This is a genomic window from Sorangium sp. So ce363, assembly GCF_051520435.1.
GTDB lineage: Bacteria > Myxococcota_A > Polyangia > Polyangiales > Polyangiaceae > Sorangium > Sorangium cellulosum_B.
Genome location: NZ_CP150333.1, coordinates 8143518 through 8156699, shown reverse-complemented (window position 1 = coordinate 8156699; position 13182 = coordinate 8143518). Strand labels below are relative to the sequence as shown.

General features: G+C 72.0%; 10 protein-coding genes. 6 read left to right on the top strand and 4 right to left on the bottom strand.

Annotation, left to right across the window (positions count from 1 at the left end):
• Positions 1-88 precede the first annotated feature (88 nt).
• The 6 genes from rimP to rbfA are packed head-to-tail and all read left to right on the top strand — an operon-like array spanning position 89 to position 7474.
• Positions 89-715: a ribosome maturation factor RimP gene (gene rimP / locus WMF12_RS30610; protein ID WP_437851081.1), complete on the top strand. Its 627-nt coding sequence runs from the start codon at positions 89-91 to the stop codon at positions 713-715.
• A gap of 30 nt (positions 716-745) precedes the next feature.
• Positions 746-2389, top strand: a complete 1644-nt coding sequence (gene nusA, locus WMF12_RS30605; protein WP_437851079.1) for a transcription termination factor NusA — start codon at positions 746-748, stop codon at positions 2387-2389.
• Between the two features lie 39 nt (positions 2390-2428).
• Positions 2429-3568: a YlxR family protein gene (locus WMF12_RS30600; RefSeq protein WP_437851077.1), complete on the top strand. Its 1140-nt coding sequence runs from the start codon at positions 2429-2431 to the stop codon at positions 3566-3568.
• 15 nt (positions 3569-3583) lie between these two features.
• A complete protein-coding gene (gene infB, locus WMF12_RS30595; RefSeq protein ID WP_437851075.1) occupies positions 3584-6697 on the top strand; it encodes a translation initiation factor IF-2 in 3114 nt (1037 codons plus the stop codon).
• Between the two features lie 10 nt (positions 6698-6707).
• Positions 6708-7103, top strand: coding sequence for a DUF503 domain-containing protein (locus WMF12_RS30590; RefSeq protein WP_437851074.1), 396 nt, complete (start codon positions 6708-6710; stop codon positions 7101-7103).
• On the top strand, positions 7100-7474 hold the full coding sequence (gene rbfA / locus WMF12_RS30585) for a 30S ribosome-binding factor RbfA (RefSeq protein WP_437740188.1): 375 nt from the start codon (positions 7100-7102) through the stop codon (positions 7472-7474). The genes WMF12_RS30590 and rbfA overlap by 4 nt, the downstream gene beginning before the upstream one ends.
• Positions 7475-7514: 40 nt before the next feature.
• Here rbfA and aat read toward each other — a convergent pair whose 3' ends face one another.
• From aat to WMF12_RS30565, 4 genes are all read right to left on the bottom strand, one after another.
• Complete coding sequence (gene aat / locus WMF12_RS30580; RefSeq protein WP_437851072.1) at positions 7515-8237, bottom strand: leucyl/phenylalanyl-tRNA--protein transferase; 723 nt, start codon at positions 8235-8237, stop codon at positions 7515-7517.
• 61 nt (positions 8238-8298) lie between these two features.
• A complete protein-coding gene (locus tag WMF12_RS30575; protein WP_437851070.1) occupies positions 8299-9300 on the bottom strand; it encodes a glycosyltransferase in 1002 nt (333 codons plus the stop codon).
• 54 nt (positions 9301-9354) lie between these two features.
• Positions 9355-10116: a hypothetical protein gene (locus tag WMF12_RS30570; protein WP_437851068.1), complete on the bottom strand. Its 762-nt coding sequence runs from the start codon at positions 10114-10116 to the stop codon at positions 9355-9357.
• 86 nt (positions 10117-10202) lie between these two features.
• Positions 10203-13124 carry a carboxypeptidase regulatory-like domain-containing protein gene (locus WMF12_RS30565; protein ID WP_437851066.1) on the bottom strand — a complete coding sequence of 974 codons (2922 nt, stop codon included), beginning with the start codon at positions 13122-13124 and terminating at the stop codon, positions 10203-10205.
• Between the last annotated feature and the right edge of the window lie 58 nt (positions 13125-13182).

Here is a 13182-nt window from a genome sequence, read left to right as displayed (position 1 = left end):
CAGAGGCACCGGGCACCCTCGCTCGGGGCCGATCGCGCTGGGAGGACCTGGATCCGCCGAAAGTGACGTCTCTCACATGCAGCAACCCATGGAGCCTTCGACCAGAGCCGTGTTCGATCTCGGGCGCGTTCGCGACGCCGTCGCGCCGGTGCTGGCCTCGCATGGGATCACGCTCGTCGATCTGGAGTGGATCACGGAGCGGGCGGGCTGGACGCTGCGGTTCACGATCGAGCGCGAGGGGGCGGACGACGCGGGCGGCGGGGTCACGCTCGAGGACTGCGCGGACGTGTCGCGCGACGTCTCGTCGGTCCTCGACGTCGAGGATCTCATACCCAACCATTACAACCTCGAGGTCAGCTCGCCTGGCCTCGACCGGCGGCTGCGTACAGCGGCCGAGTTCGCTCGTTTCCTCGGCAGGACAGCGAAGGTGAAGCTGGCGCGCCCCGCGCCGGACGGTCAGCGGTTGCTCCGGGGCGAGCTCCTCGAGGCTCCGGAGGGGCAGGTCGCGGTGCTGGTCGACGGCAAGCGGATCGCGGTCCCGTTCGCGGATGTCGTGGAGGCGCGCCTCGTCTTCGAGCTCACGGCGCAGCCCAAGAAGGGGCAGCGGCAGGGCAAGGAGCCGGCTAAGGAGTCGGGGCAGAAGAAGCAGCTCGCGGAGGCGGCTCCGCGGTCGGGCTCAAAGCGGAGCGAGCGCGGCTCCGAGAAGCGCAAGTAGAGAGAAGAAAGATCAGGAGACAGGGACGTCATGGCAACGATGGCAGCGATGCCGACCTCGGAGACGAGCCTCGGCAGCATCCTCGATCAGGTCGCGAAGGAGAAGGGGATCGACAAGAAGATCCTCGTCGAGACGATCGAGGCCGCGATCTTGAAGGCCGCGCAGAGCGTCTTCGGCCCCACCCGCGAGCTCGAGGCGCGCTTCAACGAGGACACCGGGCAGATCGACCTCTTCCAGTACATGACCGTGGTCGAGGCCGTGACGGAGCCGGAGCGCGAGATCTCCATCACTGACGTGGACAAGCTGAAGCTGGATGCGACCCTGGGCGAGGAGCTCGGCTTCCAGGTCTTCTGGCGGCCCGAGGACGCGGAGAAGGCGCGCGATCAGGACAAGGAATACGGCGACATCCTGAAGCTCAAGCACGGCCGCACGACCTTCGGGCGCATCGCCGCGCAGACGGCGAAGCAGGTCCTGCTGCAGCGCGTGCGCGACGCCGAGCGCGATCTCATCTTCAACGAGTACAAGGATCGCAAGGGCGAGCTCATCCGCGGCATCGTGCGGCGGTTCGAGAAGGGCAACAACATCATCGTCGACATCGGCCGCACCGAGGGCGTGCTCACGTTCCGCGAGCAGACGCCGCGCGAGACGTACCGGCCCGGGGACCGCATCGTGGCGTACGTGAAGGACATCGATCGCGAGGCCCGCGGCCCGCAGGTCATCCTCTCTCGCTCCGATCCCCGGCTCGTCGAGAAGCTCTTCGAGGCCGAGGTCCCCGAGATCTACGAGGGCATCGTGCGGATCGTGTCGGTCGCCCGGGAGCCGGGCGCCCGCTCGAAGATCGCGGTGACCAGCCGCGACGCGGACGTCGATCCGGTGGGCGCGTGCGTGGGCATGAAGGGCTCGCGCGTGCAGGCGGTCGTCCAGGAGCTCCGCGGCGAGAAGATCGACATCGTGCCGTTCGATCGTGATCCGGCGCGCTACGTCATCGCCGCGATCCAGCCGGCCGAGGTGCACAAGGTGATCGTCGACGAGGCCGACGGGCGCATGGAGCTCGTGGTGCCGGACGAGAAGCTGTCGCTCGCGATCGGGCGCAAGGGCCAGAACGTGCGGCTCGCCGCGCAGCTGACGAACTGGAAGCTCGACATCATCAGCGAGACCAAGTTCAAGCAGATGGAAGAAGAGGCGATCTCCGCCTTGCAGCAGATGGACGTGGTGACGGAGCAGATCGCCAAGTCCATGTACCGGCTCGGCTTCCGCGCGCTCGAGGAGGTCAGCGAGGCCTCGGTCGAGGAGCTCGCGGCCATCCCGGGTCTCGGCGGGGTCGAGGCCGCCGATCGCATCAAGTCGCAGGCGGACACGACGATGGAGCGGCTGCGGCAGGAGCGCATCCGCTCCGCGAGCTCGCGCACCGAGCCGCTCACCGACCGCGAGCGGCTGATGTTCATCCGTGGCGTCGGCGATCGGACGGTGGTGTTGCTCGAGGAGGCCGGGTACCGCAGCGTCGAGGACGTGCTGCGGGAGGACGAGGATCGGCTGGCGATCCGCACCGGCCTCGGCATCAAGAAGGCGCGCGCCATCAAGCAGGGGGCGCGGGATTTCGTTGAAAGCGAGCAGAAGGTGCTCGATGCGGCGCGGGCGGACGTTCGTCGCGCCGCAGACGTGAGGCACGCGTAGGCTGCGAGGAGAAGTAGAGGGCCGAGGATGGGATCAGCAGTGAGCAGACAGAGCGACGCGGGTGAGCGTGAGCCCTTCGAGAAGGGGCGAGTGCGCACGTGCGTCGGCTGCGGGGAGCGCGTCGGCGTCGACGACGTCCGCGGCGCTCGTCCGCTCGTCCGGCTCATCCTTGGTCCCGGCGGTGTGGTCGCGGTAGATCCGGGCGACGGCGGGTTCGGGCGGGGCGCACACGTCCACCCGCAGCAGGACTGCCTCTCGGCGGCGGTCGCCCGGGGGCTCGCCCGCGCCGCGAAGGGACGTGTCCACGCGATCGTGGGGGCCGCTGGAGGAGGCGCCGAGGGCGCCGGCGATCAGGCGCAGGGCGTCGAACCGCTCACGACCGTCTCGCTGGCGCGGGCGATCCGAGGGGCTACCGAGCGCCGGCTCCACGGGCTCGTCCGTGCCGCCGTCCGCTCCCAGAGCGCGGCGATCGGCGCCGATGCGGTCGTTGGGTCGTGCGTGCGCGGTGAGGCCGCGCTCGTCCTGGTCGCGTGCGACGCCGCGGCAGGCGCGGATCTGCCGGAGGTCCGGCGCGCCGTCGCCGAAGGGCGCGCCGTCGCGTGGGGCAGCAAGCAGGGGCTCGGCGCCCTGGCGGGCGGCCCGCGCGAGCGCGGCGTGGCCGTGATGGCGATCTCGGCGGCGTCGATCGCCGCTGCCATCGCGAACGCAGCGCACGTCGTGGACACGTGCGCGCGCGTCGAGCGGGGCGAGGACGCCGCGGAGGGTGGGCGCCGCGGCGCCGGTCGCAGGGGGCGGCCTTCGCGCAGCGCGGCCGCCCGATCGGAGGAAGGCGAGAGCCCCGAGCATCGGAAGGCGCCGCCTGGCCATGCTGGCCTCTCGCGTCGCCGAGGGCCGGGGACGTCAGGCGTGGAGCGCGAGAACCCCGGGGCCGGGGTTCTCTCGGCGTCCGAGGATGTCGGGGGAAGACCCGGCAGCCTGGAGGGCGCGCTTACCAGCCGCGAGGAGCGGCGGGTGCCGGAGAGTGGGTCCGGTCGGCTTCTTGCTACTGCGCCGGGCATGGGGGGAGGCGGTGCGGTCGGGGGCAGGGCGGCGGTGTCCGGTTCTACCGGACGCGCCTCGACGGTCGACAGAGTGGCCGCAAATCGTCGCCCGCGCGGATGGGTGAGGCGGATTGGTTAACGTGGAGCGAGGTGCATGAGCAAAGTCCGGGTCTACGAGGTCGCCAAGCAGCTGAACATGGACCAGAAGACGCTGGTCGCGCTCTTCCAGTCCATGGGTATAGGCGACGTGCGCAATCACATGAGCGCCGTCGAGTCCGACGTCGTCGAGCGGGTTAAGCGGCACCTCGAGCGGCAAAAGTCGCCTGAGGTGGTGGAGGAGAGGATCCGCCCCACGGTCGTCAAGCGTCGCGCACGGCCCGGGGCCGAGCCCGAGCCGTCCTCGCCAGGCCGCGGGCCTGACCTGTCGGAGGCGCCCGTTCGCGCTGCTCCGGAGCCTGCGCCTTCTCGGCCTGCGGCTGAGCCCGCTCTGGCTTCGTCGCCGCCCGAGCGCGCCGCTCAGGACGAAGCGCCGCCCCGTCGCCCCGTTGCGCCGCCCGCCGCTCCCGTCGCAGCGCCCTCGGCGCCGGCCCCCGAGCCGGTCGTCGCCGTGAGCCCGCGCGAGCCTGCTCCCGCACCCGCGCCCAATGCGCCTGCCCCGGCGATGCCGCCTGTTGCGGCTGCGCCCCCTGCGCCGCCGCCCCCGGCGGCTCCCGCTCCCGCAGCAACCGCGCCTGCCGCGGCGTCCGCGGCCGCGGAGGAGACGAAGGTGACCTCGCCCGAGCCGAAGCCTGCGCCGCCTGTCGCGGCGCCGCCTGCCACCGCCGCCGCGCCGGCGCCCGTCCCCGCTGCGGCTGCGCCCGAGGCGCCAGCTGCCGCCCCCGCGCAGGCGGCTGCGCCCGCGCCGATCCCTGCGCCTGCCGCAGCGGCGCCTGCCGCAGCGGCGCCTGCCGCAGCGCCTGCGCCTGCCGCAGCGCCTGCGCCTGCCGCAGCAGCCGCAGCGCCCGGAGCAGCCGCGGCGCAGACGCCGACCCGGCCGCAAGCCGCGCCCTCGGCGCCCGCGCCTGCTCCAGCGCAGGGGGCGTCGCGGCCGACGTCGCCGCCGCCCGCGCCGCAGCGGCCTGCAGCTCCGGCCGCCGCCCGCCCGGGCGCTCGGCCGACCACGCCGCCTGCGCCCGCGGCCAAGCCGGAAGATCCGGCCGGCACGCCGGGACAGGCGCCGCGCCGCCCGTCCTCGCCGCCGAAGACCGGCATTGAGGTCTGGCAGGGGCGCCCCGGCGTCACGATGCCGGCTCCCCGCACCGGCACGCCGCCGGCGCGGCGCACGACCTACGATCCGCGCGCCAACGCCCAGCAGGCACGCCCTGGTGGTCCCAGCTTCGGTCCAGGCGGCCGGCCCATGGGCGGTCGGAACACCCGCCCCGGGATGTTCGGGCGGCAGCGCCCGGGTGGCGGTGGTCTCCCGCGCAAGCCGGTCCAGGTCTCCACGCAGGAGATGGCCTCGCACAAGAAGGTCATCAAGATCGAGGAGCAGGTCACCCTCCAGCAGCTCGCCGCGAAGATGAGCCTGAAGGCGACGGACGTGCTCATGCGGCTCCTGTCGATGGGCATGACGGGCGTGAACATCAACAGCACGCTTGACGCCGAAACCGCGAAGATCCTCGCGAGTGAGTTCGGCTGGAGCGTCGAGGACGTGGCCGTCAGCGAGCAGGACACGCTGAGCGCGGCCATGCAGGCCGGGGCCGACACCGACGAAGAGGTGGAGATCCGTCCGCCCATCGTCACCGTCATGGGTCACGTCGACCACGGCAAGACGTCGCTGCTCGACAGGATCCGGAAGGCCACGGTCGCCGAGGGCGAAGCCGGCGGGATCACCCAGCACATCGGCGCTTACCGCGTCGAGACGCCGCGCGGCACGATCGCCTTCCTCGACACGCCGGGCCACGAGGCGTTCACGGCGATGCGCGCCCGCGGCGCCTCGCTCACCGACATCGTGATCCTGGTGGTCGCGGCCGACGACGGCGTGATGCCTCAGACCAAGGAGGCGATCTCGCACGCCCAGGCCGCGAAGGTGCCGATCCTTGTCGCGGTGAACAAGATCGACAAGCCGGGCGCCGACGCCGACAAGATCAAGCGCGACCTCGCCGCGCTCGGGTTGCAGCCCGAGGAGTGGGGCGGCGAGACGATGTTCTGCAGCGTGTCGGCGAAGTTGGGGCAGGGCATCGACCAGCTCCTCGAGTCGGTCCTGCTCCTCGCCGAGGTCCAGGACCTCCGCGCCAACCCGAAGAAGCGCGCCAGCGGCACCGTCATCGAGGCGCTGCTCGATCGTGGCCGCGGCCCGGTCGCGCGCGTCATGGTCCAGGACGGCACGCTCCGCACGGGCGACATCCTCCTGGCCGGCGCCGCGTGGGGCAAGGTCCGGGCGATGACCGACGAGCTCGGGCGCTCCGTCGCCGAGGCCGGCCCCGCGACGCCCGTCGAGGTCCTCGGCCTCAACGAGGTGCCGAGCGCGGGCGATCCCGTCCACGCCGTCAAGGACGGGAAGACCGCGGAGGAGATCGCCGAGACCCGCCGCAAGAAGGCGTCGAAGACGCTCATCCCGCAGGATTCGCGCGTCTCGCTCGAGTCCATCACGAAGAACCTGCAGGAGGCCGATCAGCTCGAGCTCAAGCTGATCATCAAGGGCGACGTGCAGGGCTCGGTCGAGGCGATCATCCACGCGCTGGCGAAGCTCTCGACCCAGAAGGTGAAGGTCACGATCGTGAACGGCGCCGTCGGCGGCATCACCGAGGGCGACGTCAACCTGGCGGTCGCGTCGAAGGCGATCATCGTCGGCTTCAACGTCAGGCCGGCCGGCAAGGCGGGCGCTCTGGCCGAGAACGAAGGCGTCGAGATCCGGCTCTACAACATCATCTACAACGCCGTCGACGACATCCGGAGCGCGATGGAGGGGCTGCTCCCCGCGACCAAGGTGGAGAAGGTCCTCGGCCGCGCCGAGGTCCGCCAGGTCTTCAAGATCACGAAGGCGGGCACGGTCGCCGGCTGCATGGCCATCAGCGGCTCGGTCAAGCGCACCGGCGAGGCGCGCCTCATCCGGGACAACGCCGTGGTCTGGACGGGTCGCCTGTCCGGGTTGCGCCGGTTCAAGGATGACGTGAAAGAGGTGGTCGAGGGGTTCGAGTGCGGTATCTCGCTCGAGGGCTACTCGGACATCAAGGAGCGCGACATCATCGAGAGCTTCGAGATCGAAGAGGTCAAGACGAAGCTCTGAGCCTCATCCGATGTTCGTGGGTGTACTCCGTCTCCGTCTCGATATCGTCGGGGCCCGCTCCCTCAAGGACAAGCGCAGCGTGGTGCGCTCCTTGAAGGAGCGGGCGCAGAGCCGGATGCGCGTGTCGATCGCCGAGGTTGGCGTGCTCGACGATCCGAGGCGGGCGACGCTCGGCGTCGCGGTCGTCTCGAACTCGGCGGTCATGTGCGACAAGGTCCTCGCGGACGTGGCCGCGATGGCAGGGTCGCTGCCGCACGCCGTCCTCACGGATCGGGCGACCGAGATCGTGCCGTTCGGCGATGGAGGCGCTGGGGTGCAGGGCGGCATCGAGCAGGCGCTCGGCCGTGACGATGGAGATCTGGGAGCGTCCTCGGACATGTTCGAGGACGCAGAGGACGACGAATGAGCGGCGTGGTGAAGCGGGCGACGCGGGTCGCCGAGCGGCTCCGTGAGGATCTGTCCAACCTGCTCCGGGATCTGCGTGACCCGCGGATCGCCGGCGTGCTCGTGTCGCGCGTGGAGATCACCGACGACCTGCAGAGCGCGAAGGTCCACGTGCGCCACGAATTCGGCGCGGAGGACGCCGCGGCGCGCCGCGCCCTGCTCAAGGGGCTAGACGCGGCGTCGGGCCGGCTGCGCAGGGACGTCGCCCGCACGATGGGACTGCGCGTGGTGCCGACGCTGCGCTTCTTTTACGACGAGGGGCCGGACGCTGAGCGGCGGATCGAGGAGCTGCTCCGAGAGATCAAGGACGGCTCGGGCGGCGAGCGCTCCTAGCGGCGGGGTCGAGCGGCGCGCGGCCGAAGCTCGGGCGCGATCACCGCGAGATGAGCCGCTCGATCGCCTGCGCGGGCTCGAGGTCGAAGCGCCACGGTCCCATCTTCGTCGGGGCGTCGAGCGCCACCTTCAGCGCCCTGAGGAACTCGCGCCGCCGCCACTCCACGGCGCCGAATCGCTCCAGGTGGTCCGTGTACACCTGGCAGTCCACCAGCGCGAAGTCCCAGGCGACGAGGTTCCCGAGGAGCGTCGCGAACGCGACCTTCGAGGCGTCGGGCGCGCGTGCGAACATCGACTCGCCGAAGAACATCCGCCCCAGCGACACGCCGTAGAGGCCGCCGACGAGCTCGCCGTTCGACCACGCCTCGATGCTGTGCGCGACCCCGGCGGCGTGCAGCGCCGTGTAGCCGGCGATGAGCTCCTCGGTGATCCACGTGCCGTTCTGCCCAGGGCGCGGCGCGGCGCTGCAGGCCTGCATGACCCGCTCGAACGCCGTATCGGTCCGCACCTCGATCTCGCCCCGGCGCACCCGCTTGCGCAGCGAGTGCGGGACGTGCGCCTCGCGCGGCGGCAGGACGAAGCGCGGATCCGGGGAGAACCAGAGCAGCGGCAGCCCCTCGTGAGGCCAGGGGAAGATGCCCCGGCGGTAGCCGGCCAGCAGCCGCTCCGGCGAGGCCTCGCCGCCCACGGCCACGATCCCCTCCGGGGTCGCGCGCTCTGGCGGAGGGAAGTCGAGCTTGCTCGTGAGCACCGGGACCCGCATCGCTGTGGGATCGAATCCTCCCAAAAGAGCGCGCGGTTGCAAAGCGTCGCCCGCCGCGCGCTCAGGAGGCGCACAGGTAGTCGGAGCCCTCGACGAAGCCGCGCGCCGCGAGGTGGCCGCGGATGAGCGCGCGCGCCCCCCGCGCCCCCACGGCGACGACGAGGGTCTCTGCGCCGCGCTCCAGCCGCGACGGGTCGACGATCGGCGCGCCCTGCGCGATCCGGCCGATCTTGCGCGGATCGATGTCCACGAACCGCGCGGGCGCCACGCCGTTCCGGGCGAGCGCCCTCGCCAGCCGCCGGCCTGTCTTTCCCGCGCCCCACACGGCTACCGGGCGCGCTGGGCGCAGCTTCCTCGCGAGGTAGTGCGCCTTTGCCTCGAGGAACCTCGCGATCGCGTACCGCGGATCGGCGAAGGTGGCGCGCCCCTCGCGGTGCCGCCAGCGCAGGCCGAGCTCCGGGAGCTTCGCCATCCGCGCGCCCGCGGCGTCGAGGCGCAGCCACAGGTCGTAGTCCTCCGCCCACGGGACCTCCCGGAACCCGCCCACCTGCTCCAGCGCGCTCCGCCGCAGCATCACCGACGGGTGGCACAGCGGGGACTCCACGAACATCTCGCGCGCGTGGTCCTCCGGGGTGACGATCGAGTTCAGCCAGTCGACGTAGCGCAGCATGCCCTCGCCGATCGGTCCGGCAGCGAACGCCTCGACGCGGGCTCCGACGACGTCGAGCCGCGGATCCCGGAGGAGCATCTCCGCTTGTCGCGCGAGCCGCTCGCCGACCGAGATGTCGTCGCCGTCCATGCGGGCGAGGAGCTCGCCGCGCGCCGCCTCCGTCGCCCGCGAGAGCGCCTGTGCGATCCCCACACCGCCCGTCGCGACCTGGAGGACGCGGCGATCGCGCTGCGCGATGCGCGCGACCCTGGCAGGGCCGCCGTCCGTCGAGCCGTCGTCCACGGCGACCACCTCCAGGTCGACCGCGCGCTCGGCGAGCACGCTCTCCAGCGCCTCCTCGATCGTCGCTTCCGCCTGCCGGTACGGGAGCAAGACGGAGACGAGCGGCGCCACGCGGAGACCATGGCGGCGCGCCCGCGCAGCGTCCACAAGAACGGGCGCGGACGCCTAGCGCTTCTTGAAGTCGCCGAGGTGCGTGATGTACCAGCGGCCCTGCCACGAGATGATCGTGTGGACGTCCAGGCTCGCCGGCTTCCCGTCGATCTCGTACTTCAGCTTGCCGTGAAAGGAGCGGTAATAGCCGATCTTGTTGACCTCGTCCCCCGGAGGCACCCACTTCGGCTTGGAGCCCACAACGAAGCTGACGAACCGCGCCCCCTCCCAGCTCTTGCGCTTCCGATGCATCGACTTCACGTCGTTCACGTAAGCGGCGTGGAGGTTGTCCCAGTACTTGCCGGGGTCCTTCACGTCCTTGAGCGGGATGAACGGCTCCTTGGGGAACCAGAAGGGCTCGGCCAGCGCCGGCTCCTTCTTCGCGATGGCGTCGAACAACGCCCTGGCTCGCGCCGTGAGCTCCTCGCTCTCGAGCGCCGGCAGGATCTTGTTGTCCGCGCGGGCGGAGGTCGCGGCGCTCGCGTCGGCGCCTGCGCTGGGCTCCGCTCCTGGGCCTGGCGACGCGTCGGCCGCGGGCGCCTCGGCGGCCCCGCGATCGCCCCCGTCCTGCGGCGGCTCCGGCGCGCTTGCGTCCTCGGGGCGAGGCGCTGACGCCACCTCAGCCGCGCTGGCCCCTGCCGTCGTTGCTGCCGCCGTGGGCGCGGCGCCGACGGAGGAAGGCCGGGCGCTCTCGGCTGGCCGGGCATCGGGCGCCGGGGTGGGCGCCGCGCAACCCGCCACCACCGCCAGCGCGGTCGCGATGACCTGCTTGATCATGCGCGTGCCCTATCGCAGCGCCCCGGCGCCGACAAGCGACGCCGAGGCGCGGCCGGATGCGGGGCCCGCCCGGCGGCGGACCTGGCTCACTTCTCCACGATGATGAACTGAACGCGCCTGTTCTTGGCCTTGTTCGCGGGCGTGACGTTCGGCGCGACGGGGCGATCCTGCCCATAGCCCTTCGCGAGCAGCCGCGAGCCGTCCACGCCGGCCCGGATCAGCCAGGCGCGCACCGCGTTCGACCGGGCCTCGCTGAGCGTCTGGTTGTGCTCGCGCCCGCCCGTGTTGTCGGTGTGCCCCTGGATCTCGATCTTGCGGATGTTCGGATTCCGCTGGAGCACGTCCGCGATCTCCTCCATCAGCGCGTTCGAGTCGCCGAGGATCTTCGCCGAGTCGGTCTCGAAGTGGATCTGCCGCGAGATCTTGATCTCGTTGCCCAGCACCTTCACGAGCGAGATCTTCGGCCGCTTGTTCACCGTGAGGGCGGCGCGCGTGTCCTCGCTCGTCCGGACGTCGGCCTGGTTGACGTGGTTCATGTAGCCCTGCGCCTCGACCTTGAGCGTCACCGCGCCGGCCGGCAGGTCGGGGAAACGGAAGGCGCCGCTGCCGTCGGCCGTCGCCGTCTGCTCGCGGCCCGCAGCGTCGACCAGCCGGATCGTCGCGCCAGCGACCGCGTCCCCGCTCTCCGCGTCCTTCACCGTCCCGACGATGTTGCCCGTCTTGGGCAGCGCCTCGAGGGAGCAGTCGACGTCCACGAACGTCGGCCCCTGCGGCTGTGCCGGGCTCGGCGCAGCGCCAGGCCCTCCCGGCTGCGGACCGAAGGGCCCAGGCTGTCCGGGCTGCGGGCCGAAGGGCCCAGGCTGCGGACCGAAGGCGCCGGGCTGCCCGGGCTGCGGGCCGAAGGGCCCAGGCTGTCCGGGTTGCGGACCGAAGGCGCCGGGCTGCCCGGGCTGCGGACCGAAAGGCCCAGGCTGTCCGGGTTGCGGACCGAAGGCGCCGGGCTGCCCGGGCTGCGGACCGAAAGGCCCAGGCTGTCCAGGCTGCGGACCGAAGGCGCCGGGCTGTCCAGGCTGCGGACCGAAGGCGCCGGGCTGTCCAGGCTGCGGACCGAAGGCGCCGGGCTGCCCGGGCTGCGGGCCGAACGCCCCGGGTTGCCCCGGCGCTGCCCCGCCAGGGAGGATCGTCGCCTGGCAGGTGCCGGGCTTGTACCCGTTCGCCCGGATGTTGAAGGTGTACGTCCCCGGATCGAGGTGCCGTGTGAGGAAGCGGCCGTCCGGCCCTGTCGCGTACGGCGGCTGAGCCGCGCCCTCGATCGTCACGATGGCGTCCGCCACCGCCGCGTCGGGCTTGCTCTGCTCGTGCACGAAGCCGCGCGCGAAGGTCTGCGGCGCCGGCACGAGCTGCGGCGGCTCCTTGATGATCTGCGGCGCCGGGGCCGGCGGCGGCTCCTTCTGCTTCGTATCGTACGCATAGCCAATCCCGAGATAGAGCGTCCACGGCGCCTGAGGCGCGACCTCCTCGATGAACACGGAGGTCGCCGACAGGCCGAGGTCGAACGCCGCGTGTCCGGAGAGCCCGCGGAACGCCTTCTCGAACGGCGTCACCCGCACGCCGAGCGACAGCCGCGACGGCGCCGCGGCATAACCCGGTCCGCCCTGGTTCTGCGGGTCAGGAGACGCGAAGTCGTCGAGCCCGAGGCAGACGTCGCCGCGCGACACGGTCTTCGTGTGGCACTCGTAACCCTGCCGGTTCACCGGGATGTCGAGGGTGTACTCCAGGTAAGGCTGCACCTTCGGCAGCGGCACCTCGACGCCGAGGTGGGTCTGGAAGAAGTCGACGCGGTTGATGCCGAGCCCGAACCGCTCGATCCGCGAGATCGGCTGCCGCTCGCGATCGTCCGTGAACGCCTTCGCGCGCGCCTTCTCGACCTCCTCCACGAGGACGCCGGAGTTGTCGAGCTTGTAGCCGAGGTTCACGTTCACCCGCAGCGGGAACCCCTTGCCCTGCGGCTTGCGCAGATCGAGCGACGCGAGCCCGCGGAAGACCGCGCTCGTGCCGCCGCCGGCGAGGCCGACGTTGCCGGTCCCGTTGAGCAGGAGCAGCTGCGCCTCGCCGCCGAAGGAGAACGGCTTGCCGATCTTCGTGGGGGTGAACGCCTTCACGCCGAACGTCGTGTCGCCGAGCACCTGCAGCAGCCGCGGACGACCCTGGTCGTTCGCGTTCGCGAACGTGCGGATCGACGCGTACCCCTCGAGGAAGGGCAGGGGGGTCGCGTTCAGCGCGAAGAACGCTCCGACGTGGCTCGCCGAGTCCTCCTTCGCGTCAGGACCGCACGTGATCGGGTGACCGGCGAGCGTCGACTCCGCCGGATCGCAGAGGAAGCCGCTCGTGGAGAACCAGTCGAGCAGGAACGACACCCGGAAGGTGCCCGGCGCGCCCGAGCCCGCGTACGACGTCCTGAGGAGGCCGGTCGAGCCCCACAGGTTCGGCTGCGCGGTGAGGGAGAGCGCCCGCTCCTCCTCGTCCCACGCGGTGGATGTCGGCGCCGTCGCGCTGGCCTGGAGGCCCTGATCACCGACCGACGCCTGCGCGCCGAAAGAGACGCTCCCGTCCGGCGGCGGTTGGCCCGGCTGCGGCCCGAACTGCGGCGGAGCGTCGCCCGGAAAGCCCGGCTGCGGCCCGAAGGGGCCGGGCTGACCGGGCTGCGGCCCGAAGGGGCCGGGCTGACCGGGCTGCGGCCCGAAGGGGCCGGGCTGACCGGGCTGCGGCCCGAAGGGGCCGGGCTGACCGGGCTGTGGCCCGAAGGGGCCGGGTTGCGCGGGAGGTTGCTCGGGCCCGAAAGCGCCGGGCGGCTGCGCGGGCTGGCCTGGGATCGGCTGAGGTCCGAAGGGCGGCTGCGGCTGCTGCGCCTCGGCAGCGCCCGCGAGCGTGAGCGAGCCGACGAGCGGCAGCGCCGTGAGCGCAGCGCGCCGGGGCCTGTCGGCAAACACCTTCCGAAGCGTATGCATCGAGCCTCACCCGCGAGGTCGAACAAGGAAACGCCCGCCAATCGGGACGGTGGAGACC